Below are 22,783 nucleotides of genomic sequence, written 5' to 3' on the forward strand. Positions count from 1 at the left end.
TAGTGTTTATTTTATCACCCGATAACCAGGTCAGGTCAAATTGAGTGCTTAACGGTGTTATTTATTGTATGAATTAATAAGAGGTGAATTTGACGAATAAAAGGGTTTTTAGGCAGAATTATTACTATTTAAATTTTTCTGGTGTATTTAAAGTTGATTTCTTAATTCACTTTTAAGTAAAAATAATTTGAGATTACGAGTAGTTGTAAAATAAAGCCCTGTTATTCAGGGCTTTATTTTAATTAATAATTAGAGAACCAATTTAATTTATCGCGTAAGCCAACGACCCGGCCAACGATAATCAGCGCCGGGCTTTCAACCTGTTGCGCTAATTCACCAAGCTGCGTCAGCACACCGTGGACGACGCGTTGCTTCACAGAGGTACCGTTTTCTACCAGCGCAACCGGCATATCGGCCTGCATACCGAATGCGATCAGTTTTTCCTGGATAGTCGCTGCCTGATTCAGCCCCATGTAGAACACCAGCGTCTGTTTTTCTGCCGCCAGGTTTTCCCAGTCCAGCTCGCCGCCGGTTTTCAGGTGACCGGTGACCAGACGTACGCTCTGGGCGTAATCGCGATGGGTTAGCGGAATACCGGAGTAGGCGGAGCAGCCGGAAGCCGCGGTAATCCCCGGCACTACCGAGAAAGGAATACCGGCATGACACAGCGTTTCCAGCTCTTCGCCGCCGCGACCAAAGATAAAGGGATCGCCGCCTTTCAGGCGTACCACGCGTTTACCTTTTTGCGCTTCACGCAGCAGGATCTGGTTGATTTCCTCCTGTGGGACGCAGTGGTAACCCGCGCGTTTTCCCACAAAGACCCGATCGGCATCGCGGCGTACCAGGTTCATAATGTCGTCGGAGACGAGGCGATCGTAAACCACGATATCCGCCTGTTGGATTTGTTGTAACCCTTTCAGCGTCAGCAGTCCGGCATCGCCCGGCCCGGCGCCGACCAGCACGACTTCGCCACGGTGATCCAGCGGTTCGCTAAACAGGCGTTCGGTTGTCGCGTTAACCGCTTTCTCATCGGCATTCGCCAGCGACTGCGCCAGCCGGTCATTGACGAAAAATTTTTCCCAGAAGCGACGACGCTCGCCCATCGTGGCAAACTGCTTTTTCACTCGGGCGCGGAGTTGTCCGGCATAGCGCGCGACCTGCCCCAGATGCTGCGGCAGCAGCGATTCCAGTTTCTCGCGCAGCAGACGCGCCAGCACCGGGGAGGTGCCGCCCGAGGAGACGGCGACCATCAGCGGCGAGCGGTCAATAATGGAGGGCATGATAAAGCTGGCGGCTTTCGGCGCATCCACCACGTTGCAGAAGATACGGCGTGACTCCGCCGCGTCGCTGACACGCTGGTTGACGGTATCGTCGTCGGTGGCCGCGATCGCCAGCCAACACGAGTCGAGAAGCGTTTCGTCGAACGGACCCTCAACCAGAGTCAACATGCCTTCATTTGCCCATACGGTGAACTGTGGAATAAAGGTTAGCGCATTGACCGTTAAACGTGCGCCTGCTTCCAGCAGTAACCGTGCTTTGCGTTCTGCGACATCGCCACCGCCGACGATCAGACAGTCGCGGTCGCGTAATTGACAAAATATAGGCAAATGGTCCACGACATTACCCCTTAATGGTTGGCTGTAACCTTAATTTGGTTGGTTTTTTGCGGAACAGGACGCTCCGATTTCGGCGTAGCATACCAATAACCCAATCCCATGAACACGACGCCGGACAAAGTATTACCCAGAGTGACCCATAACAGGTTGTGTCCGATTCCGGACAGGGTATAGGCGTCGCTGTGATGACCAAACCAGGAGAGGGCGAACAGCGTCATATTCGCGACGGAGTGCTCGTAGCCGGAAGCGATAAACGCCAGCAGACACCACCAGATAGCAAGAAATTTTGCCGTGCCTTCGGTGCGGATTGCCATCCAGATTGCCAGACAAACCAGCCAGTTACACAGCGCGCCTTTGAAGAACAGTACCGTGGCGGGCGCGGTGGTTTTCGCCAGCGCGACTGAGTGAACGATGCTGGTATCGACCGGCAACAAACTGCCGCCGCCCCAGCTGTAAAGCAGGGCGACAAACACGGAACCGACCAGGTTGCCGAGCCAGGTTTGCGGCAGGATAGCCCACATTTGACCGTGGCTGATAGTGCCTGCTTTGACGCCCAGCGTCAGGAACATGGTGTGGCCGGTAAACAGTTCGGAACCGGCGATGATGACCAGCGTTAAGGCGATACCGAAGGTGGCTCCCATCACCAGAGGACGTACGGACGGGTCGAGCAGATTGCCGAGGGTGAAAATAAGAATGATGCCGAGACCGACATAAGCCCCGGCCATTGCCGAACTGACCCAGAAGCCGAGCGGATTATTCGCCGACAGGCGTGCGATGCGCGCAGCGTTAGCCGCACACTTATTGATAGTGTCTGTAAACATTTGATTATCCTTGAAGTACAAAAAATAAAAAGAAATCGTAACCGTAGGCCGGATAAGGCATTTATGCCGCCATCCGGCAATGTGCTTTTGCAATTGTCTGATGGCGCTACGCTTATCAGGCCTACCAATAAAAGACCTACAAGTACGTCAAAAAAGGGGAGGCGTTGCGCCTCCCAAAAATAATTAACCGCGCAGCTGCACCACGCCGTCTTTTACCCGCGCGTCGTAATGTTTCACAGAAAACTGCTCATCTTCCATGCATAAACCATCGCTCAGGCGGAAGCGCTGCTTTTTCAACGGGCTGGCGACCCACAGTTCGCCCTGGTGTTCCGCAATCAGTCCACGAGACAGCACGCTGGCCTCAAAGAACGGGTCGATGTTGCTGATCGCAAACACCTGATCGCTATGGTAAGGACGGAAAATTGCCACCTGCTCGCCGCCTGACAGCGCGCAGACGCCGGTTCCCGGCAGGATGTCATCAATTTTGCAGATGTTTTGCCACTGACTCATGCGTTTTCCTCCACCAGAGTGACCGGGATACGTTCATACGGCGTGGCCGGACGATGCTGTTCACGTTCAGGCACAACCTGGACGTTCGGGTCGCGTTTGTCGCTGTTGATAAAGTGCTTAAAGCGAACCTGTGCGGATGGGGTGTTAACGGTTTCTGTCCACTCGCAGACCACCGCTGCGCGCAGGCGCGCCATCTCTTCTTCCAGATGTTCGTTCAGGCCCAGCTTATCGTCGATGATGACCGATTTCAGGTACTCGATGCCGCCTTCCAGATTATCCAGCCACGGCGCGGTACGGGTCAGTTTGTCGGCAGTACGGATGTAGAACATCATAAAGCGGTCGAGGTACTTGATCAGCGTGTCGCGATCGAGATCGGCTGCCAGCAGATCCGCATGACGCGGTTTCATCCCGCCGTTACCGCAGACGTACAGGTTCCAGCCTTTCTCCGTGGCGATGATACCCACATCTTTGCCCTGCGCTTCCGCACATTCACGGGTACAGCCGGAGACGCCGAATTTCATTTTGTGCGGGGTACGAATGCCTTTGTAGCGGTTTTCCAGCTCCACGCCGAAACCGACGCTGTCGCCCACGCCGTAGCGGCACCAGGTGCTGCCGACGCAGGTTTTCGCCATCCGCAGCGCTTTGGCGTACGCGTGACCGGTTTCGAAACCGGCTTCAATCAACTGACGCCAGATTTCCGGCAGATCGTCTTTTTGCGCGCCAAACAGACCGATACGCTGAGAACCGGTAATTTTGGTATAGAGGTTAAACTCGCGGGCGATACGCCCCACGGCCACCAGGCCTTCCGGGGTGATTTCACCGCCCGCCGAGCGCGGGATCACCGAGTAGGTGCCGTCTTTCTGGATATTCGCCAGGAAGTTATCGTTAGTATCCTGTAGCGGCGTGTGCTGCGGTTTGAGGATGTATTCGTTCCAGCACGACGCCAGCAGCGAACCGACGGTCGGCTTACACACTTCGCAGCCGTAGCCTTTACCGTGTTTCGCCAGCAGTTCTTCAAAGGTTTTGATACCTTCCACGCGGATTAAGTGGAACAGTTCCTGACGAGAATAAGCAAAGTGCTCGCACAGGTTGTTGTTGACTTCAATACCCTGTTTCGCCAGTTCGGCGTTCAGTACCTGCGTCACCAGCGGGATGCAGCCGCCGCAGCCGGTTCCGGCTTTGGTTTCCGCTTTCAGCGCCGCCACGGTATGGCAGCCTTTATTGATAGCGGCGATCAGATCGCCTTTAGTCACATCGAAGCAGGAGCAGATCTGCGCGCTGTCCGGCAGTTTATCCACGCCGATAGCGGGTTTACCACTGCCCGCGTGCGACGGCAGGATCAGCGAATCCGGGTTTTCCGGCAGTTCGATGGCGTTCAGTACCAGTTGCAGCAAATTGCCGTAATCGCTGGTGTCGCCGACCAGTACTGCGCCGAGCAGCGTTTTGTTATCTTCGCTGACAATTAGACGTTTGTAGACTTCTTTGCTTTCATCGAGGTAAACGTAACTACGCGCGCCCGGCGTGCGGCCATGCGCGTCGCCGATGCCGCCGACGTCCACGCCCAGCAGCTTCAGCTTGGCGCTGAGATCCGCCCCTTCAAAGGCGTTTTCACTGCCGAGGATATGGTCAACGGCGACCTGGGCCATTTTATAGCCTGGTGCGACCAGACCGTAAACGCGGTTGTTCCAACTGGCGCACTCGCCGATAGCGTAGATATCTGGGTCAGACGTCTGGCAGGTGTCGTTAATCACGATCCCGCCGCGCTGCGCGACGGCCAGACCGCACTGGGTAGCCAGCTTGTCGCGGGGGCGAATACCGGTAGAGAAGACGATAAAATCGACTTCCAGCTCGCTGCCATCGGCAAAACGCATAGTCTTACGCGCTTCGTTACCCTGCTGAACAATCTCTTGCGTGTTTTTACTGGTGTGTACACGCACGCCCATGCTTTCGATCTTGCGACGTAGCTGCTCGCCGCCCATCTGATCGAGCTGTTCTGCCATCAGCATTGGCGCAAATTCAATGACGTGCGTTTCCACGCCGAGGTTTTTCAGCGCGCCAGCGGCTTCCAGCCCCAGCAGACCGCCGCCGACCACCGCCCCGCGCTTGCTGCGACGGGCGCAGGCTTCGATAGCGTTGAGGTCTTCAATGGTACGGTAAACGAAGCAATCCTGGGTTTCGGAGCCTTTAATCGGCGGGATCCACGGATAGGAACCGGTCGCCATGATCAGCTTGTCATAATAAACGGTACGACCCGCGCTGGAGTGAATCACTTTCTCCTGACGGTTAATGGTAATTGCGCGTTCGCCAACCAGTACCTTTACGCCGTGCTTCTCGTAAAATCCTTCACGCACCAGAGAGAGCTCTTCCGCGGTATGGTGAGAGAAGTAGGATGACAGGTGGACACGGTCATAGGCTTTACGGGGTTCTTCACAGAACACGGTAATGTCGAACAGGCTAGCGTCGGATTTATCAAGGAGATCCTCAATAAAGCGGTGGCCGACCATACCATTACCGATAATAGCGAGTCTGACTTTGCTCATTTTTGCCTCGATTTCTTTTCTATTACCGCCTACCTTAACGATTCAGCAACCCCGCTTATTGATGTAAATCAAATTCACCTTTATATACCTCTTAATGGGTATATGGCTGATTTGTCAGGATTTTTATAAGTGGCGGAATTGTCAGGCTTTTCAGGTTTGTACAAATAACATACAAAATGAGGGATTTTTAGGCCAACAGGCCTACCCCGTCAGGAGGGGGATAGAGTGCCGGAGGGCGACGTCGCCATCCGGCAAGGATTATCAATGCGTAGCCGGCGCGCTATGCTGACGATGACGGGATACAAAACCGAGCGCAAAGCACATCACAAAGACCACCGCATACAGACCATTCGCGGTGAGTAACGCCGCCTGTGGGCCGCTGTGCGCCACAATCGGGCCGGTGACGACGAAGGTCAGCATCGTTCCGATAGTGCCGCAGGTCAGAATAAAGTTAACCAGCTTAGGCGAGGCCACTTTCGTTTGCTGCGATCCCAGCGTAATGATGGAGGTATAAATGGCGCTGGAGAAGAAGCCCAGCGTCAGAATAAACCACGGCATATGCGCCTGCGTGCCGGTAATAAACAAATACATCAGTACCGCCGCCATACCCGCCAGTACGGTCAGAATGCGTTGCAGATCGAAAAAGCGCAGGATAAAGCTGAACGCCCACATGCCAAACATATAGGACATCCAGAAATCACTCACCAGCGCCCCGGCGTCATTCAGGCTCATGCCGAGGCCTTTGGCGTATTCCGGCACCCAGGAGATAAAGCCCAATTGACCGAGGATATAGCACAGCGCGGCGACGGCGAGAAACAGTACGCCAATGCCCCATTTTTCTTTGACGACAGGTGCCTGAGAGTGCTGCGCATGTTTACCCAGCGCCGGAAATTCACAGCCGAAGGTCAGGATGAAAATCGCCAGGTAGACCAGGCCGATGCAGGCGTAGACCCAGTACCACTCAATACTACGCGCCAGCAGGAAGGCGGCGACCATAGGAAAAATCATCCCCGCCATGCTGAAGAAGGAGTCGGTAAACAGCAGTCGGGAACCGCGCTGACGCCCTTCATACAGTTGCGTAATCAGGAAGGTGCCAATCGACATGGTGAGCCCGCTGACCAGCCCCAGCACAAACATCGCCGCTGAGAACAACGCCAGGCTATGGCCGAACATCAGCCCGGCCACCGCCAGCACCATCAGGATAAAACCAAAGCGTAGCTGTGTTTTCAGCGGGATGATTTCCATCAGCCACGCATTGAGGAAGATCGAGATCAAAATCCCGGCGTTCAGAAAAGTAAAGGTGTTACTCATGCTGGAAACGGGCAGATGAAAATAGTCTGCGATATTTCCCATCACCATCCCGGTGACAATCACCAGCGCCCCGGTCAGGGCGTAGGAAAGAAAGCTGATCCATGTGAGCTTGATGCGGTTGCTGTTAGTCATGTCTGGCCTTGAAGAGAAGTGAAGCGCGTGGAGGGCGCGTTAAGCGGGCAGATTTTAGGCGTTTTTGTGATGTATTTAAATAATTATTAGTGATAGTAATGTTCATTACATTTTTTAATGTGATGTTTGTCACATCATATTGCAAGGACAAGGCGTTGCGTCGTAACGTTACATTTGTTTCATGTACGTAAAATTAGGTAAAGGGCTGGCCTGGCCCAGGAAGGCTCTTTAGAATCATTCCACTTGCTTTATTTCTGCTCTCTTTAAGGAAATCTCATGCTCAAATCGACTCTGGCGGCTGTCGCAGCTGTTTTCGCTCTTTCTGCTCTTTCTCCCGTAGCGTTGGCAGCAAAAGGTGATCCTCATGTGCTGTTAACCACCTCCGCCGGGAATATTGAGCTGGAGCTGAACAGCCAGAAAGCGCCGGTTTCTGTGAAAAACTTTGTCGATTACGTCAACAGTGGTTTCTATAACAACACTACGTTTCACCGCGTTATTCCTGGCTTTATGATTCAGGGTGGTGGTTTTAACGAGCAGATGCAGCAGAAGAAACCGAATCCGCCGATTAAGAATGAAGCCGACAACGGTCTGCGTAATACTCGCGGCACGATCGCGATGGCGCGCACCGCAGATAAAGACAGCGCCACCAGCCAGTTCTTTATTAACGTCGCGGATAACGCTTTTCTCGACCACGGCCAGCGCGACTTTGGCTATGCGGTATTTGGTAAAGTGGTAAAAGGTATGGATGTCGCCGATAAAATCTCACAGGTACCGACGCACGATGTCGGACCTTATCAGAATGTGCCGACAAAACCAGTCGTTATCCTTTCCGCGAAAGTCCTGCCATAAAACATGCCTGCGCGGGTGCGAGCCGCCCGCGTTTTCTCCCTGTCTCAGCGTAACCTGAAATTGCTGCTTATACTTGTGGTCAAGCACAGACATATTCAGGGAGGCCCGGTGAAGAAACTTACCGATAAACAAAAGTCACGCTTTTGGGAACAGCGGCGCAACGTTAACTTCCAGCAAAGCTGCCGTCTCGAAGGTATTGAGATCCCCTTAGTAACCCTGACCGCCGATGAAGCGCTGGCACGTCTTGACGAGCTTCGGAGGCACTATGAGCGATAAATTTGGCGAAGGACGCGATCCGTACCTCTATCCGGGGCTGAATGTGATGCGTAATCGGCTTGGGATTCATCAGGCCCAGCGACTGGCGCAAGCGGCATACGAAATGACCGCGCTCCGCGCCGCTACGATTGAACTGGGGCCGCTGGTACGCGGCTTGCCTCATCTGTGCGCGATTCATCGCCAGCTCTATCAGGATATTTTCGACTGGGCAGGGCAACTGCGGGAGGTCGATATTTACCAGGGCGATACCCGTTTTTGCCACTTTGCCTATATCGAAAAAGAGGGCAACGCTCTGATGCAGGATCTGGAAGAAGAGGGCTACCTGGTTGGTCTGGCGCACGAGAAGTTTGTCGAGCGGCTGGCGCATTACTACTGTGAAATTAATGTGCTTCATCCGTTTCGTTTGGGGAGCGGGCTGGCGCAGCGCATCTTCTTTGAACAACTGGCGCTACATGCAGGCTACGCGCTGAGTTGGCAAGGTATTGCGGTTGAAACATGGAAGCAGGCGAACCAGAGCGGCGCGATGGGCGATCTCTCCGCTTTGCGGGCGATTTTTCAGAAAGCGATAAGCGAAGCTCGCGAAACTGAGTAAAATAGTGCGGTTCTACTCACCCGGAGCCGCCATGATCCTGCTTATCGATAACTATGATTCCTTTACCTGGAACTTCTACCAGTATTTTTGTGAACTGGGCGCGGAAGTGCAGGTCCGGCGCAATGATGCGCTAACGCTGGCGCACATTGACGCTTTGAACCCGCAAAAAATCGTTATCTCTCCTGGCCCCTGTACGCCGAATGACGCTGGCATTTCACTGGCGGTCATCCGCCATTATGCCGGACGTATTCCGATGCTGGGCGTTTGCCTGGGTCATCAGGCGATGGCGCAGGCCTTTGGTGCGTCGGTAGTGCGGGCAGCGAAAGTGATGCACGGTAAAACGTCACCTATTACGCATAATGGACAGGGCGTGTTTCGGGGATTGCCCAGCCCGTTAACCGTGACACGTTACCACTCGCTGATTGTCGACCCTGCCACGTTGCCTGAGTGTTTTGAGATCACCGCCTGGAGCGAAACGCAGGAGATTATGGGCATTCGCCACCGCGAGTGGGATCTGGAAGGCGTGCAGTTCCACCCGGAAAGTATTCTCAGCGAACAAGGACACGCTCTGCTGAAAAATTTCCTCCGGCGTTGATTTGTGGTTGCTATTGAGTGATTTTTTATTCATATTTTGTGATTATAATTTCACTGGCATTTCTACTTAACCGGGTGGTAATGATATGGCAACTGAACAAACGGCTATTACGCGCGCAACTTTTGATGAGGTGATTCTGCCTGTTTATGCACCGGCGGACTTTATTCCGGTCAAAGGTAAAGGCAGCCGAGTATGGGATCAGCAGGGCAAAGAGTATATTGATTTCGCCGGCGGGATTGCAGTGACTGCGCTGGGCCATTGCCATCCGGCGCTGGTCGAGGCGCTGAAATCCCAGGGGGAAACCTTGTGGCATACCAGTAACGTTTTTACCAATGAACCAGCGTTGCGTCTGGGACGTAAACTGATCGACGCCACGTTTGCCGAGCGCGTGCTGTTTATGAATTCCGGCACCGAAGCGAACGAAACCGCTTTTAAACTGGCGCGTCATTATGCCTGCGTGCGCCATAGCCCGTTCAAAACGAAAATCATTGCCTTCCATAACGCTTTTCATGGCCGTTCCTTGTTTACCGTCTCTGTAGGCGGGCAGCCGAAATATTCCGACGGCTTTGGGCCGAAACCCGCCGATATTATTCACGTTCTCTTCAACGATCTTCATGCGGTGAAAGCGGTAATGGATGACCACACCTGCGCGGTGGTGGTCGAGCCGATTCAGGGTGAAGGCGGCGTGCAGGCGGCTACACCGGAATTCCTCAAAGGGTTACGCGACCTGTGTGACGAGCATCAGGCGTTGCTGGTGTTTGATGAAGTGCAGTGTGGGATGGGGCGCACCGGAGACCTGTTTGCCTATATGCACTACGGCGTCACGCCGGATATCCTCACCAGCGCCAAAGCGTTAGGCGGCGGTTTTCCGGTGAGCGCCATGCTGACCACGCAGGAAATAGCCTCGGCCTTCCATGTAGGTTCGCATGGTTCAACCTATGGCGGCAATCCGCTGGCCTGTGCGGTGGCTGGCGCGGCATTCGATATTATTAATACGCCAGAGGTACTACAAGGCATTCACACTAAGCGGCAACAGTTTGTGCAACATTTGCAGGCGATTGACGAGCAATTTGACATTTTCAGCGATATTCGCGGCATGGGGCTGCTGATTGGCGCGGAACTGAAACCGAAGTACAAAGGTCGGGCGCGTGATTTTCTGTACGCAGGCGCGGAGGCTGGCGTGATGGTGCTCAATGCCGGAGCCGACGTGATGCGTTTTGCCCCGTCGCTGGTGGTGGAAGAGGCGGATATCCATGAAGGAATGCAGCGCTTTGCGCAGGCGGTAGGGAAGGTGGTGGCCTGATGGCGGATTGCCGGATAAGCGTAGCGCATCCGGCAGTCGGTCTTAACCTTTTGTATCCCGTAGCCGCTTACTCAGCCAGATACCGTGATGCGGACGCTGACGCCAGGCCATCGACGAAATGGTGTGCATGGTGTTCAGATGGCCAATGATGCGCTGTAAATGTTGTTCCAGAGTGCTCAATAAGCCATGTGACGGCATGTCCGGCGACTCCAGAATATTGACATCGCCGGAGCCGCCTGGCCTGTCGTACTCCAGGCGCTGCTGGCAGCGCTGAATTGCAATCTCGCAAGATTCCAGATAGCGCTGCGCCAGATCAGGCGTCAGCATGGTGTGTTCCCGCGCCAGCGTCGTCATAGCGTTGATATGCTCGACAATAAACTGGCTGTGCGTGACCCACAGTTTCATATCCGACAGATAGTGGGTATTGAATCCGGGTTCCTGCATTGCCTGATTTAACGAGTTGAATAACGTGTTATGCGCCTGGTTGACCCGCATTCTTTGATAAGCGAGCGGGGTGGCCTGCGGATCGTTACTGAGGATCAGTCGGATAGCTTCTTGATCGGCTTCCAGCGCATCATGGGCGTTTTTACGTAATAGCCCGCTTTGCCATTGCGGCCACAGCCAGACCATGCCGCCAAAGGCAATTAAACAGCCAATCAGCGTATCGATCAGCCTCGGCACAATAAACTGTTCTCCGTTTAACGTCAGTAACTGGATGGTGTATACCGCCGTCACCGTAAAGCCGACCGTCGCCCAGCCGTAGTTTTTACGAATAATCAGATAACTTGCCAGCGTTAGTACCAGCATGACCGCCAGCGTAATGCTTTCGGGAATATGTAAGTGCAGCGTGACGCCGGCAATCACCAGGCCGACCAGCGTTCCGACCGAACGGTGCAGAATACGTACGCGCGTCGCGCCATAGCCGTTTTGGGTGACAAACAGCACCGTCATGAGGATCCAGTACGGTTTAGGCAGGTGCAACGCGCTGCCCATCAGACTGGCGATGCTCATCATCACGCTGATGCGTCCGGCGTTGCGTAGCACCGGCGATTTTAGAGACATATAATTTTTCAGCGCCGGAAGTAGCGGCAGACGACGCTGTTTATCGGCCATCAGGTCGCGGGCGTACAGCGGCCGCTGAGTACGCAGCACACGGGCGATTCGACTGAAGTGCCAATAGCAGAACTGGCCTACCGGATTTTCAGGATGCTGATTGGCGATCTTCTCCAGAGCGCCAATCTGTTTTTCCATGGAGAAGCGCGTCGGCAGACGATGATAAAGAATGTCATCCGCCAGCACGCGCAGACGGGCGGCGACCGTTTGCGCATTCCAGCGAATCACCTCTTCCGCATGGCTGCGTTCTACCAGTTTCTGTACCTCTTCCGGCTGATGCAAGCTGACGGAGATGTGCTCCTGCAAATCCATCGCTTCCTGAAAAGCCCGTAGTAGACGCTTGTAATCATTATTGTTGTGCGCCGAAAGCATATGCATCTGTTGGTAACACTGGGTAATGAGATCGACCGCTTTTTGCTGGCGTATCAGCAGGGGAGGCAGCGCTTTTTCCGGATCGATATGTTGGGTGAGCAGGCTGTATTTCGCTTCACAATAATCGGCCAGTTCGCGGTATAACAAACTCAATGACTCGCGCAGCGGCTGTTCGCGCCATAGCCAGAACCAAAACCAGTTAAACACGCCGTACCATAGCGTGCCCAGCGCATAAATGAGCAGCGGCTCCCAGACGGGCATGTATCCCGCAAGGCTCAGGGTAAAGATGGCGGCAATCAGCGACGCTGGCAGTAGCCGCGCGTGAAGCGGGCTAATTTCCGCCGTCACGCCAAGCACCAGCGTCAGCCCGGTCAGGATCAACGGCAGGGGGATGGATTCCGCCAGCAGAAGTTGCGTTACCAGACTGCATCCGGCGAACAGCGATGCGCCGATGATCAGGCGTTTAAAAAAGCGTTTGTGCGGGGTATCCAGACCTGCAATGTTGCAGCAGGCGGGAACGAGAGAGAAAAGCAAGCCCAGGTGTAGCTGGCCTATCAATAAACCAACAGCCACAGGCAGGCACAGCACCAGCGTTTGCCGTAGTGCGTAATTAATCTCTGGGTGATAAATCAGTCTTCGCCACATCGATGCAAACAAAAATGGCGCATGATAAAACGCGCCATTCTGACGGGATTAACGGGTGCCGTAGACGACGATGGTCTTGCCATGCGCGGAGATCAGGTTTTGATCTTCCAGCATTTTCAAAATACGACCAACGGTTTCGCGGGAGCAGCCGACGATCTGGCCGATTTCCTGACGGGTGATTTTGATCTGCATCCCATCCGGGTGCGTCATGGCATCGGGCTGTTTCGCCAGATTCAGCAGCGTCTGAGCGATACGCCCGGTGACGTCAAGGAAGGCGAGGTTACCTACTTTTTCAGAGGTGACTTGTAAGCGACGAGCCATCTGGGAAGAGAGGCGCATCAGAATATCCGGGTTGACCTGGATTAATTGGCGAAATTTTTTGTAGGAAATTTCAGCGACCTCACATGCGGTTTTCGCACGTACCCAGGCGCTGCGTTCCTGGCCTTCTTCAAACAGGCCCAGTTCACCAATAAAATCACCTTGATTCAGATAAGAAAGGATCATTTCTTTCCCTTCTTCATCTTTGATCAGCACTGCCACGGAGCCTTTAACGATGTAGTACAGCGTTTCTGCTTTTTCACCCTGGTGAATCAGCGTGCTCTTTGACGGGTACTTATGAATGTGGCAATGAGACAAGAACCATTCAAGAGTCGGGTCTGTTTGCGGTTTGCCAAGCACCATGCGCGGTTATCCTCTGTTATAAGCTGTCTCCAGAGCCAGAAAACGGCACTGTCTCTGGGGTTGCAAAAATATACTTCCCGCTACCTGGGAAGGGGGCTACGAAAATAGATTGTAGCCTGTAATGTGATGTCCTCTGCATACATGCAGTACGTCAATGTATTACTGTAGCATCTTGTCTGTTTTAGCATAGCTTTCGCCGTGTGTCTCCTGGTGTCTCGCTTCAGCATGACCCAGGTCGCCTTCCATTGCGAGTTTTGTTGTATGCGCGTAATCTTTCAGGAAAATTGAAACATTGGAGTTACGAAATATGCAAGCGCGTGTAAAGTGGGTTGAAGGACTCACGTTCCTCGGAGAGTCCTCCTCCGGCCACCAGATTTTAATGGATGGCAACTCCGGTGACAAAGCGCCGAGTCCGATGGAGATGGTATTAATGGCGGCTGGCGGATGTAGCGCTATTGATGTGGTATCAATCCTGCAAAAGGGCCGTCAGAATGTCACCAACTGCGAAGTGAAGCTGACATCCGAGCGCCGGGAAGACGCGCCGCGCCTGTTTACGCACATTAATCTGCATTTTATCGTTACCGGCAGCGATCTGAAAGAGGCTGCCGTCGCGCGCGCTGTCGATCTCTCCGCGGAAAAATATTGCTCGGTGGCGCTAATGCTAGAAAAAGCGGTCAATATTACCCATTCGTATGAAGTGATTGCGGCGTAACACGTGATGCCGGATGGCGGCGTGGCTTTATCCGGCCTACCCGTTTTTATCTCGTAGGCCCGATAAGCGTAGCGCCATCGGGCATTTCACCGCGGTTATTCGATTTTTTTGCCTTCCATTAATCGCTGCACCAGCGGCAACATAATGAGCTCCATCGCCAGCCCCATTTTGCCGCCCGGCACCACTAATGTATTAATGTGAGAAATGAACGAGCCCTGGAGCATCGCCAGGAGCCAGGGAAAATCGATCCCTTCCAGGTTGCGGAAATGGATCACCACAAAACTCTCATCCAGCGAGGGAATACCCTTTGCGGCGAACGGATTGGACGTGTCGACGGTCGGCACGCGCTGGAAGTTAATATGGGTACGCGAGAACTGCGGCGTAATGTAATTGATGTAGTCGTCCATGGAACGCACCACGGAATCCATCACCGCTTCACGGGAGTGCCCGCGTTCGCTGGTGTCGCGAATCAGTTTCTGAATCCACTCGAGGTTGACGATAGGCACCACGCCAACCAACAGATCAACATGACGCGCGACATCATGTTGCGGGGTGACGACGCCGCCGTGCAGTCCTTCATAAAACAGCACATCGGTCGGTTCGGGAAGCGGCTGCCAGGGGGTAAACGTGCCGGGAACCTGATTCCACGGTACGGCTTCATCATAGGTATGCAGATATTTACGCGACTGGCCTTTACCCGTCTGCCCGTACTCAATAAAGGTATGTTCCAGTAGGCTGAAGTCATTGGCTTCAGGCCCGAAATAGCTGATATGCCGCCCGGCGTCACGCGCTTTGCGGATCGCCATGTCCATTTCCGGGCGGGTGTAACGATGAAAACTGTCGCCTTCCACCTCGGCGGCGTGCAGATTTAACTGCGCGAAAATTTTACGAAACGCGAGGCTGGTGGTGGTGGTCCCCGCGCCGCTTGACCCTGTTACTGCTATCACCGGATGTTTGGCTGACATGGCAACTCCATGATTGAGCTTTAGTAATAATGTATTGTCGGCAAAGGCGTTTTATTCGCGAAACTGCTTTTTCGGCATAATATTGACCGTTTCATGTAATTCAGACCATACCAGCACGGCCTCGCCGGATTGCAGTTGGCGTTTTACGTCAGCGACTTTTTGTTCAAGCGAACGTTCATGTTCACCATAATCGGTGCCTTCGCGCAACACAAAGCTTTCGATCAGGTTGTCCAGCGTGTCGGGGGCGAGCCCCTGCCAGGGAATGATCATGATGACGCCTCAAGGTACGTTGTCAGCCAGTCAGGAATTCGGCGTTCCAGCCACATTTCAGGGCGCAGCGGCGTACCGCCGATAAATCCTACGTGTCCGCCATGCTCAGTCAGCTGATACTCCACCTGCGGGGGCAGATCTTCCGCTTTAGGGATCACATGATGATCCATAAACGGATCGTCTTTAGCGTGAATAATCAGCGTCGGTTTAGCAATCTGGTTAAGCAACGGCATGGCGCTACACTGACGATAGTAGTCGATGGCGTCGGCAAAGCCGTGAATTTTCGCGGTGATCAGGTCGTCAAACTCACGAATTCGGCGCATTGATTTCAGTTGCGCCAGATTCACCGGCAGCGACCCGGGGTACGCCGCCAGCTTGCGTGACGCATTCGCTTTTAACAGATTAAGCAAATAACGCTGATAGACGCGGGAAAACCCTTTGTCCATGTGGTAGCTACAGGCTTCGAGAACAAAGGGCGCAGAAACAATCACCGCCGCCTCGATGGGAATATCGCGGCCTTCTTTCGCCAGCAGGCACGCCAGCATATTACCGCCGAGCGAATAGCCCACGGCGGCTGTCGGAACGGCGCCGAACTCCCGCTGTAGCCAGCGTAAAAACCAGGCTCCGTCCTCCGTTTCACCGGAGTGGTAAATACGATTCAGACGGTTGGGTTCGCCGCTACAGCCGCGAAAGTGCATCACCACGCCCAGCCAGCCGCGCTTTTGCGCCGCCTCAATCAGCCCGTGGGCATAAGGGCTGTTCAGGCTGCCTTCCAGACCGTGAAAGACCACCAGCCGCGGTTTATGCTTTGCCTGTTGCGGTTCTTCGCTCCATGCCAGATCGACAAAATCGCCGTCCGGTAGCTCCAGCCGCTGCCAGTGGGCGTTGAACTTCACTTTGCGGCGGATTAAGCGCGGCAGCATAGTTTGTAAATGGCGATTACGAATGCCACGCATGGGAATAAATTCATGCGAGTCATTGACAGGCGGGGTCATTTCTGTGGACGTGATCTCAACCATAGCACCAGAACAATTGATAATTGGAAACAATACTATACCGCGCATAAGGTTCACAGATTAGTCAATATGTGATTTTACGTTCAATTGGTCGTCTGGCGAAATAAAATTGCGCCTCATTTCACCAGAGGGGCGGTATGCAAGGCGCGCGCAATACCCCACAGAAATCGCGTGAACCTCTGCATCAGCCGAATTAATCGTGGTAGTGTGGCAACACGATAGTTATGTGACTCAAGGAGAAGGCATGTCGAAGACACTTTTACAGATCCATTTTAACTTTAGCGGCCCTTTTGGCGAGGAGATGACTCAGCAACTGGTCGGGCTGGCGGAGTCTATCAATGAGGAGCCGGGCTTCATCTGGAAAATCTGGACAGAAAGCGAGAAAAACCAGCAAGCTGGCGGCATTTACTTGTTTGAATCCGAAGAAACGGCGCAGGCTTATATTAAAAAACACACTGCGCGTCTGAAAAATCTTGGCGTTGATGAGGTGACGTTTAAATTATTTGGCGTGAACGACGCGCTGACGAAAATAAATCACGGCAACCTTTGCCGCTAAATCACATAACGCAGCCTTCTGTTCCGGTGCTGCCGACCGCAACGGTAATCTTTATACCGGGACGAGTACCGAAGAGGCCTTTATGGACGAACAGCGGACCACGAACGTTCTCTTCCAGCGTGTGCAGCGCCTCGGCAGTGCGGGCGATGTTACCCTTCTCCACAAACATCATGAAGATGGTGAGCTTGCGGAAGGTAATGTCATCGGTAATTGACAGGTTCATCGTCCGCCCCGTGCGTTAGAGCCTATCCCAGTAGGCGTAAGTGTTGAAGCCAGTTTGGGGCCGGACAGCGCGCAGAAACCGGAGCGTACACATAGTACGTGAGGATTTCGAGCACTGCCCGGCCCTAAAATGGCGAATAAAATAGCCTAATGGGATAGGCTCTTAGTCGTTCTGCATCATCTGCTCAAGCTGCTCCTGCGCCTCAAGCCATGCCATTTCACACGCTTCCAGCCCGGATTTGGCGCTGGCATGCAGTTGCAGACACTCGGTCATCTCCGCTTTACGGCTGGGGTCATACAGGCTGCTGTCGCCGAGCTTCTCTTCCGCCTGCGCTAACTGGGCGTTGAGCTTTTCCATCTCTTTTTCCAGACGGGTAATCTCTTTACGCAGCGGCTGCGTTAGAGTGCGTAGCTCGGCTTCGCGACGCTTCTGATCTTTGCGTGACTGGGCGCTGTTGGCGTTGTTTTCCTTCGGCGCGTCGTCGGCTTGGTTTTCCTGCTTCTGCACGTCGCTCAGCCACTGCTGATAATCTTCCAGGTCGCCGTCGAACGGTTCGACCTTTTTGTCGTGAACCAGATAGAGGTCGTCAGTGGTGGAGCGAATCAGGTGGCGGTCGTGCGACACGACGACCAATGCGCCTTCAAAATCAATCAGCGCTTCGGTGAGCGCCTGGCGCATGTCGAGATCCAGGTGGTTGGTCGGTTCATCGAGCAGCAGCAGATTTGGACGCTGCCAGACGATCAGCGCCAGTACCAGGCGCGCTTTCTCGCCGCCGGAGAAACGTTGCGTCTCTTCCGTTACTTTGTCGCCCTGGAAACCGAAGCCGCCGAGATAGTCGCGCAGCTTCTGCTCCAGTTCCTGCGGCGCCAGACGCGCCATATGCTGCAACGGGGATTCATCGGCGCGCAGGAACTCCAGTTGGTGCTGGGCGAAGTAGCCGAGCTTAATGCCTTTGGCGAGGCCGATTTCACCGTGCAACGGTTCCAGTTCGCCCGCCAGCAGCTTGATCAGCGTCGATTTCCCCGCGCCGTTGCGGCCCAGCAGGCCGATACGCGAGCCGGGCACCAGGTTCAGCTTGATGGATTCCAGAATGATGCGATCGCCATAACCTGCGCTGACTTTTTCCATCTTCAGCAGCGGGTTCGGCAGGCTTTCCGGCGCGCGGAAGCTGAAATGGAACGGGTTGTCGACATGAGCCGGCGCAATCAGCTCCATACGCTCCAGCATCTTGATACGGCTTTGCGCCTGCTTGGCCTTGGTCGCTTTAGCGCGGAAACGGTCGATGTAGCTTTGCAGATGCGCCACACGCTCCTGCTGACTCTCATACATCGCCTGCTGCTGCGCCAGGCGCGTGGCGCGCTGAACTTCAAACGCGCTGTAGTTGCCGGTGTACTCGAACAGAGTCTGCTGTTCGATATGGATAATTTTATCCACTATCGGGTCAAGAAAATCGCGATCGTGGGAGATCAAAATCAGGGTGCCCGGATAGCTCTTCAGCCATTTTTCCAGCCAGATAACGGCATCCAGATCGAGGTGGTTGGTCGGTTCGTCGAGCAGCAGTAAATCGGAACGGCAAATCAGCGCCTGGGCCAGGTTAAGGCGCATCCGCCAGCCGCCGGAAAAGTCGCTGACCGGATGTTCCAGCTGATCGTTAGAGAAGCCGAGACCGTGTAGCAGGCTGGCGGCGCGCGAGCGAACGGTCCATGCGTCGATGGCGTCCAGCTTGCCATGTATGGAGGCGATAGCATGCCCGTCGTTACGTTCGTTGGCGTCGTTAAGCTGCGCCTCCAGATGCCGGTATTCACGGTCGCCGTCAATGACATACTCAATCGCTGGCTGAGGCAACGCAGGTGTTTCCTGATTCACCCACGCTAATTGCCAGGTTCCGGGCAGGGTAAAACTCCCGGCATCGGCGCTGATTTCATTTTTTAGCAATGCCAGCAGGGTAGATTTACCGCAGCCGTTTTTACCCACCAGGCCGACTTTCTGGCCTGGATTAATGGTAGCCGAGGCATTGTCCAGTAGGACGCGCACGCCGCGACGAATTTGTAACGAGGAGAAAACAATCATAAGGCGCCGTATGTTCAGACTATGTTAATTTATCATTATGATAATGTAATATTCGGGCGTACCGCCGCGCTGGAGCGCAATGGTAGCTCAAAACAACAACGATACACAAAATCATTCAGGCCGCCTTTGGTGAGGAACAAGATTAATCCCCAGCGGCGGACATGGAGTACGTTTCTGAGTTGAACAAACGCTGTCAACGTAGAAGCGGCCTGAAGAATGGCATGTATCGACCCAAAACAACCGGGAGGGGGATTGATGTCTCAGCCAGCGAAAGTCTTGCTGTTGTATGCCCATCCGGAATCTCAGGACTCGGTTGCTAACCGGGTACTGCTTAAACCGGCCATACAGCACAATAACGTAACCGTGCACGATCTTTATGCGCGCTATCCTGATTTTTTTATCGATACGCCCTATGAACAAGCCCTGTTACGTGAGCACGACGTCATTGTTTTTCAGCATCCCCTTTACACCTATAGCTGTCCGGCTTTACTGAAAGAATGGCTTGATCGCGTTTTGAGTCGAGGGTTCGCCAGCGGACCAGGGGGAAACCAACTGGTGGGAAAGTACTGGCGTAGCGTGATTACGACCGGCGAGCCGGAGAGCGCTTACCGGTATGACGCGCTAAACCGCTATCCAATGAGCGATGTACTCCGCCCTTTTGAACTGACCGCGGCCATGTGCCGGATGCACTGGATGCCGCCCATTATTGTGTACTGGGCGCGCCGCCAGTCGCCGCAGACGCTGGCCAGTCATGCGAAAGCCTATGGCGAGTGGCTGGCGAATCCTGTGAGCGCGGGAGGCTATTGATGGAAGGTGCTGATTTATTGACCGCGGGAGTGTTGTTCCTCTTCGCGGCGGTGGCGGCGGTGCCGTTAGCCGCCAGGCTGGGCATCGGCGCGGTATTAGGGTATTTGCTGGCGGGAATCGCCATCGGTCCGTGGGGGCTGGGATTTATCAGCGATGTTGACGAGATCCTGCACTTTTCCGAACTGGGCGTCGTGTTTCTGATGTTTATCATTGGTCTCGAACTCAATCCGTCCCGGCTTTGGCAACTGCGGCGCTCTATCTTCGGCGTCGGCGCTGCTCAGGTGCTGTTAAGCGCGGCGGTGCTGGCGGGATTATTGATGCTTGCTGATTTCTTATGGCAGGCGGCGGTCGTCGGCGGGATTGGCCTGGCGATGTCTTCGACGGCGATGGCGCTACAACTGATGCGCGAGAAAGGCATGAACCGTAGCGAGTCCGGGCAGTTAGGGTTTTCCGTCTTACTGTTTCAGGATTTAGCGGTGATCCCCGCGCTGGCGTTGGTGCCTTTGTTGGCGGGATCGGCCGACGAGCATTTCGACTGGTTTAAAGTGGCAATGAAGGTACTGGCTTTCGCGGTAATGCTGATTGGCGGTCGTTACCTGTTGCGCCCGGTATTTCGTTTTATTGCTGCGTCCGGCGTGCGGGAGGTCTTCACTGCCGCGACGTTGTTGCTGGTGTTGAGCGCCGCCTTATTTATGGACGCGCTGGGACTGTCGATGGCCCTGGGAACCTTCATTGCCGGCGTTTTACTGGCAGAGAGTGAATACCGGCATGAGCTGGAAAACGCTATCGATCCCTTTAAAGGTTTACTGCTTGGGCTGTTCTTTATCTCCGTCGGTATGTCGCTAAATCTCGGCGTACTTTATACCCATTTACTGTGGGTGGCGGCGAGCGTTGTTATTCTGGTCGTCATAAAAATGCTGACGCTGTATCTGCTGGCGCGGTTATATGGAATAAGAAGTTCTGAACGGATGCAGTTTGCCAGCGTGCTGAGTCAGGGGGGCGAGTTCGCTTTTGTGCTCTTTTCTACCGCCTCTTCTCAGCGCCTGTTTCAGGGCGATCAGATGGCGTTATTATTGGTGACTGTCACGTTATCAATGATGACCACGCCGCTACTGATGAAAGGGATTGATAAGTGGTTATCGCACCGCCTTAATGGCCCGGAAGAGAATGATGAAAAGCCGTGGGTTGAGGATGATAAGCCCCAGGTAATTGTCGTCGGCTTTGGCCGTTTTGGTCAGGTGATCGCTCGCTTATTGATGGCGAATAAGATGCGTATCACCGTGCTGGAACGCGATATCGGCGCCGTTAATCTGATGCGCAAATATGGTTATAAAGTGTATTACGGCGACGCTACACAAGTCGAGCTGCTGCGTTCTGCGGGCGCGGAAGCGGCGGAGTCGATAGTCATCACGTGTAATGAACCGGAAGACACGATGAAGCTGGTGGCGCTGTGTCAGCAGCATTTTCCTCATCTGCATATTCTTGCGCGAGCGCGTGGACGTGTGGAGGCCCATGAGTTATTACAGGCTGGCGTCACGCAGTTTTCCCGTGAAACGTTTTCCAGCGCGCTGGAATTGGGACGTAAAACTCTGGTGTCGTTAGGTATGCATCCGCATCAGGCGCAACGCGCGCAGTTGCATTTTCGCCGGCTGGATATGCGAATATTGCGGGAGCTGATCCCGGAGCATAGCGACATGGTACAGATTTCGCGCGCCAGAGAGGCCCGACGCGAACTGGAGGAGATTTTTCAGCGCGAAATGCAACAGGAACGGCGCCAGTTGGATGGCTGGGATGAATTTGAGTAGAGGTGAACAATGGCAATCCGTAAACGTTTTATTGCAGGCGCGAAATGTCCGGCCTGTCAGGCGCAGGATACAATGGCGATGTGGCGTGAAAATAATGTCGATATTGTTGAATGCGTTAAGTGCGGGCATCAAATGCGGGAAGCGGATAAAGACGTTCGCGAGCATGTTCGCAAAGAAGAGCAAGTGATCGGGATTTTTCATCCGGACTAGCGATATGCCGCAGGTTTTTTTAAGCTAAGGGGTACACGGCTGCAGAATTCCGCTACAATCTGCGCCACTATTCTTCCCATGCTCAGGAGATATCATGAAAGTAGCAAAAGACCTGGTGGTCAGCCTGGCCTATCAGGTACGTACAGAAGACGGTGTGTTGGTTGATGAGTCTCCGGTGAGTGCGCCGCTGGATTACCTGCACGGTCACGGCTCCCTGATCTCTGGCCTGGAAACGGCGCTGGAAGGCCATGAAGTTGGCGACAAATTTGATGTCGCTGTTGGTGCGAACGACGCTTACGGTCAGTATGACGAAAATCTGGTGCAGCGTGTGCCTAAAGACGTCTTTATGGGCGTTGATGAACTGCAGGTAGGGATGCGTTTCCTGGCGGAAACCGACCAGGGCCCGGTACCGGTAGAGATTACCGAAGTGGAAGACGATCACGTTGTGGTTGATGGTAACCACATGCTGGCTGGCCAGAATCTGAAATTTAACGTAGAAGTTGTTGCGATTCGTGAAGCGACTGAAGAAGAACTGGCTCACGGTCATGTTCACGGCGCGCACGATCACCACCACGATCACGGTGAAGACGGCTGCTGTGGCGGTCATGGTCATGACCATGGTCACGAGCACGGCGGCGAAGGCTGCTGCGGTGGTGGTGGTAAAGGCGGCTGCGGTTGCCATTAATCCCCGTCGTCTTTCAAGCCACCGCGGTGTTGGCTACGCTTTCAAACCCCGGTCACACACATAGTTATCTATGCTCCCGGGGAATTTTCAAGCTTGCCGCCTTGCTGT

Annotated in this window: 23 protein-coding genes; 11 read left to right on the plus strand and 12 right to left on the minus strand. The window is 54.1% G+C overall.

What is annotated here, in order from left to right; genetic code table 11:
• Nucleotides 1-242 precede the first annotated feature (242 nt).
• From cysG to tsgA, 5 genes are all read right to left on the minus strand, one after another.
• A complete protein-coding gene (cysG, locus tag ACLJRU_RS07340; RefSeq protein ID WP_000349897.1) occupies nucleotides 243-1,616 on the minus strand; it encodes a siroheme synthase CysG in 1,374 nt (457 codons plus the stop codon).
• 11 nt (nucleotides 1,617-1,627) lie between these two features.
• Nucleotides 1,628-2,437: a nitrite transporter NirC gene (gene nirC, locus ACLJRU_RS07345; protein WP_000493576.1), complete on the minus strand. Its 810-nt coding sequence runs from the start codon at nucleotides 2,435-2,437 to the stop codon at nucleotides 1,628-1,630.
• Nucleotides 2,438-2,620: 183 nt separating this feature from the next.
• Complete coding sequence (gene nirD, locus ACLJRU_RS07350; protein ID WP_000084814.1) at nucleotides 2,621-2,947, minus strand: nitrite reductase small subunit NirD; 327 nt, start codon at nucleotides 2,945-2,947, stop codon at nucleotides 2,621-2,623.
• Nucleotides 2,944-5,487 (minus strand): NADPH-nitrite reductase large subunit, encoded by a 2,544-nt coding sequence (nirB, locus tag ACLJRU_RS07355; protein WP_000049249.1) that lies wholly within the window; start codon nucleotides 5,485-5,487, stop codon nucleotides 2,944-2,946. The genes nirD and nirB overlap by 4 nt, the downstream gene beginning before the upstream one ends.
• Nucleotides 5,488-5,748: 261 nt before the next feature.
• Nucleotides 5,749-6,930, minus strand: a complete 1,182-nt coding sequence (tsgA, locus tag ACLJRU_RS07360; protein ID WP_038394048.1) for an MFS transporter TsgA — start codon at nucleotides 6,928-6,930, stop codon at nucleotides 5,749-5,751.
• A 276-nt stretch (nucleotides 6,931-7,206) separates the two neighbouring features.
• On the opposite strand from tsgA, the gene ppiA reads away from it, so the two are divergent.
• From ppiA to ACLJRU_RS07385, 5 genes are all read left to right on the plus strand, one after another.
• Nucleotides 7,207-7,779, plus strand: coding sequence for a peptidylprolyl isomerase A (gene ppiA / locus ACLJRU_RS07365; RefSeq protein ID WP_000920482.1), 573 nt, complete (start codon nucleotides 7,207-7,209; stop codon nucleotides 7,777-7,779).
• 108 nt (nucleotides 7,780-7,887) lie between these two features.
• Nucleotides 7,888-8,055, plus strand: coding sequence for a YhfG family protein (locus tag ACLJRU_RS07370; RefSeq protein ID WP_001620545.1), 168 nt, complete (start codon nucleotides 7,888-7,890; stop codon nucleotides 8,053-8,055).
• Complete coding sequence (locus ACLJRU_RS07375; protein ID WP_001280676.1) at nucleotides 8,045-8,647, plus strand: putative adenosine monophosphate-protein transferase Fic; 603 nt, start codon at nucleotides 8,045-8,047, stop codon at nucleotides 8,645-8,647. Before ACLJRU_RS07370 ends, ACLJRU_RS07375 begins: the two co-directional genes overlap by 11 nt.
• A 31-nt stretch (nucleotides 8,648-8,678) precedes the next feature.
• Nucleotides 8,679-9,242: an aminodeoxychorismate synthase component 2 gene (pabA, locus tag ACLJRU_RS07380; RefSeq protein WP_001541010.1), complete on the plus strand. Its 564-nt coding sequence runs from the start codon at nucleotides 8,679-8,681 to the stop codon at nucleotides 9,240-9,242.
• A gap of 85 nt (nucleotides 9,243-9,327) precedes the next feature.
• Nucleotides 9,328-10,545, plus strand: coding sequence for an aspartate aminotransferase family protein (locus tag ACLJRU_RS07385; protein WP_001541009.1), 1,218 nt, complete (start codon nucleotides 9,328-9,330; stop codon nucleotides 10,543-10,545).
• A 42-nt stretch (nucleotides 10,546-10,587) separates the two neighbouring features.
• Here ACLJRU_RS07385 and ACLJRU_RS07390 read toward each other — a convergent pair whose 3' ends face one another.
• The gene (locus ACLJRU_RS07390) at nucleotides 10,588-12,675 is read right to left on the minus strand and encodes a YccS/YhfK family putative transporter (protein ID WP_023235334.1); all 2,088 of its coding nucleotides are present in this window, start codon (nucleotides 12,673-12,675) and stop codon (nucleotides 10,588-10,590) included.
• A 48-nt stretch (nucleotides 12,676-12,723) separates the two neighbouring features.
• Entirely contained in the window at nucleotides 12,724-13,356 is a 633-nt protein-coding gene (gene crp, locus ACLJRU_RS07395; protein WP_000242758.1) for a cAMP-activated global transcriptional regulator CRP, read from the minus strand.
• Between the two features lie 307 nt (nucleotides 13,357-13,663).
• Here crp and ACLJRU_RS07400 point away from each other — a divergent pair, with 307 nt between their 5' ends.
• Nucleotides 13,664-14,068 (plus strand): OsmC family protein, encoded by a 405-nt coding sequence (locus ACLJRU_RS07400; protein ID WP_001148919.1) that lies wholly within the window; start codon nucleotides 13,664-13,666, stop codon nucleotides 14,066-14,068.
• Between the two features lie 95 nt (nucleotides 14,069-14,163).
• Here the strand turns inward: ACLJRU_RS07400 and ACLJRU_RS07405 are convergent, their stop codons facing one another.
• The 3 genes from ACLJRU_RS07405 to ACLJRU_RS07415 are packed head-to-tail and all read right to left on the minus strand — an operon-like array spanning nucleotide 14,164 to nucleotide 16,367.
• Nucleotides 14,164-15,033: a phosphoribulokinase gene (locus ACLJRU_RS07405; RefSeq protein ID WP_001274690.1), complete on the minus strand. Its 870-nt coding sequence runs from the start codon at nucleotides 15,031-15,033 to the stop codon at nucleotides 14,164-14,166.
• Nucleotides 15,034-15,084: 51 nt separating this feature from the next.
• A complete protein-coding gene (locus ACLJRU_RS07410; RefSeq protein WP_000586568.1) occupies nucleotides 15,085-15,303 on the minus strand; it encodes a YheU family protein in 219 nt (72 codons plus the stop codon).
• The gene (locus ACLJRU_RS07415) at nucleotides 15,300-16,367 is read right to left on the minus strand and encodes a hydrolase (protein WP_001214115.1); all 1,068 of its coding nucleotides are present in this window, start codon (nucleotides 16,365-16,367) and stop codon (nucleotides 15,300-15,302) included. Before ACLJRU_RS07415 ends, ACLJRU_RS07410 begins: the two co-directional genes overlap by 4 nt.
• Nucleotides 16,368-16,563: 196 nt before the next feature.
• Between ACLJRU_RS07415 and ACLJRU_RS07420 the strand changes: the two genes are divergently transcribed.
• On the plus strand, nucleotides 16,564-16,875 hold the full coding sequence (locus ACLJRU_RS07420) for a monooxygenase (RefSeq protein WP_000047689.1): 312 nt from the start codon (nucleotides 16,564-16,566) through the stop codon (nucleotides 16,873-16,875).
• 1 nt (nucleotide 16,876) lies between these two features.
• Here ACLJRU_RS07420 and ACLJRU_RS07425 read toward each other — a convergent pair whose 3' ends face one another.
• Together ACLJRU_RS07425 and ACLJRU_RS07430 are read right to left on the minus strand one after the other, a co-directional pair.
• Nucleotides 16,877-17,098, minus strand: a complete 222-nt coding sequence (locus ACLJRU_RS07425; RefSeq protein WP_001054025.1) for a LysR family transcriptional regulator — start codon at nucleotides 17,096-17,098, stop codon at nucleotides 16,877-16,879.
• A gap of 162 nt (nucleotides 17,099-17,260) precedes the next feature.
• The gene (locus ACLJRU_RS07430; protein ID WP_023235333.1) at nucleotides 17,261-19,168 is read right to left on the minus strand and encodes an ABC transporter ATP-binding protein; all 1,908 of its coding nucleotides are present in this window, start codon (nucleotides 19,166-19,168) and stop codon (nucleotides 17,261-17,263) included.
• A 255-nt stretch (nucleotides 19,169-19,423) separates the two neighbouring features.
• Between ACLJRU_RS07430 and kefG the strand changes: the two genes are divergently transcribed.
• From kefG to slyD, 4 genes are all read left to right on the plus strand, one after another.
• Nucleotides 19,424-19,975 carry a glutathione-regulated potassium-efflux system ancillary protein KefG gene (gene kefG, locus ACLJRU_RS07435; protein ID WP_000081820.1) on the plus strand — a complete coding sequence of 184 codons (552 nt, stop codon included), beginning with the start codon at nucleotides 19,424-19,426 and terminating at the stop codon, nucleotides 19,973-19,975.
• Nucleotides 19,975-21,780 (plus strand): glutathione-regulated potassium-efflux system protein KefB, encoded by a 1,806-nt coding sequence (gene kefB, locus ACLJRU_RS07440; RefSeq protein WP_000398130.1) that lies wholly within the window; start codon nucleotides 19,975-19,977, stop codon nucleotides 21,778-21,780. The genes kefG and kefB overlap by 1 nt, the downstream gene beginning before the upstream one ends.
• A gap of 9 nt (nucleotides 21,781-21,789) precedes the next feature.
• Nucleotides 21,790-21,990, plus strand: coding sequence for a YheV family putative zinc ribbon protein (locus tag ACLJRU_RS07445; protein WP_001007735.1), 201 nt, complete (start codon nucleotides 21,790-21,792; stop codon nucleotides 21,988-21,990).
• 94 nt (nucleotides 21,991-22,084) lie between these two features.
• Nucleotides 22,085-22,675, plus strand: a complete 591-nt coding sequence (slyD, locus tag ACLJRU_RS07450) for a peptidylprolyl isomerase (RefSeq protein WP_000861341.1) — start codon at nucleotides 22,085-22,087, stop codon at nucleotides 22,673-22,675.
• Nucleotides 22,676-22,783: the final 108 nt, after the last annotated feature.

It is taken from the genome of Salmonella sp. SAL00653 (genome assembly GCF_046552515.1).
Classification (GTDB): domain Bacteria; phylum Pseudomonadota; class Gammaproteobacteria; order Enterobacterales; family Enterobacteriaceae; genus Salmonella; species Salmonella enterica.

Coding starts and splice junctions, on each gene's coding strand:
- ACLJRU_RS07405 (WP_001274690.1), bottom strand. CDS start 15,033: ATGTCAGCCAAACATCCGGTGATAGCAGTAACAGGGTCAAGCGGCGCG.
- ACLJRU_RS07420 (WP_000047689.1), top strand. CDS start 16,564: ATGTCGAAGACACTTTTACAGATCCATTTTAACTTTAGCGGCCCTTTT.
- kefB (WP_000398130.1), top strand. CDS start 19,975: ATGGAAGGTGCTGATTTATTGACCGCGGGAGTGTTGTTCCTCTTCGCG.
- crp (WP_000242758.1), bottom strand. CDS start 13,356: ATGGTGCTTGGCAAACCGCAAACAGACCCGACTCTTGAATGGTTCTTG.
- nirB (WP_000049249.1), bottom strand. CDS start 5,487: ATGAGCAAAGTCAGACTCGCTATTATCGGTAATGGTATGGTCGGCCAC.
- ACLJRU_RS07410 (WP_000586568.1), bottom strand. CDS start 15,303: ATGATCATTCCCTGGCAGGGGCTCGCCCCCGACACGCTGGACAACCTG.
- ACLJRU_RS07400 (WP_001148919.1), top strand. CDS start 13,664: ATGCAAGCGCGTGTAAAGTGGGTTGAAGGACTCACGTTCCTCGGAGAG.
- kefG (WP_000081820.1), top strand. CDS start 19,424: ATGTCTCAGCCAGCGAAAGTCTTGCTGTTGTATGCCCATCCGGAATCT.
- ACLJRU_RS07375 (WP_001280676.1), top strand. CDS start 8,045: ATGAGCGATAAATTTGGCGAAGGACGCGATCCGTACCTCTATCCGGGG.
- ACLJRU_RS07430 (WP_023235333.1), bottom strand. CDS start 19,168: ATGATTGTTTTCTCCTCGTTACAAATTCGTCGCGGCGTGCGCGTCCTA.
- ACLJRU_RS07390 (WP_023235334.1), bottom strand. CDS start 12,675: ATGTGGCGAAGACTGATTTATCACCCAGAGATTAATTACGCACTACGG.
- pabA (WP_001541010.1), top strand. CDS start 8,679: ATGATCCTGCTTATCGATAACTATGATTCCTTTACCTGGAACTTCTAC.
- ppiA (WP_000920482.1), top strand. CDS start 7,207: ATGCTCAAATCGACTCTGGCGGCTGTCGCAGCTGTTTTCGCTCTTTCT.
- ACLJRU_RS07425 (WP_001054025.1), bottom strand. CDS start 17,098: ATGAACCTGTCAATTACCGATGACATTACCTTCCGCAAGCTCACCATC.
- tsgA (WP_038394048.1), bottom strand. CDS start 6,930: ATGACTAACAGCAACCGCATCAAGCTCACATGGATCAGCTTTCTTTCC.
- nirD (WP_000084814.1), bottom strand. CDS start 2,947: ATGAGTCAGTGGCAAAACATCTGCAAAATTGATGACATCCTGCCGGGA.
- ACLJRU_RS07415 (WP_001214115.1), bottom strand. CDS start 16,367: ATGCGCGGTATAGTATTGTTTCCAATTATCAATTGTTCTGGTGCTATG.
- nirC (WP_000493576.1), bottom strand. CDS start 2,437: ATGTTTACAGACACTATCAATAAGTGTGCGGCTAACGCTGCGCGCATC.
- slyD (WP_000861341.1), top strand. CDS start 22,085: ATGAAAGTAGCAAAAGACCTGGTGGTCAGCCTGGCCTATCAGGTACGT.
- ACLJRU_RS07385 (WP_001541009.1), top strand. CDS start 9,328: ATGGCAACTGAACAAACGGCTATTACGCGCGCAACTTTTGATGAGGTG.
- ACLJRU_RS07445 (WP_001007735.1), top strand. CDS start 21,790: ATGGCAATCCGTAAACGTTTTATTGCAGGCGCGAAATGTCCGGCCTGT.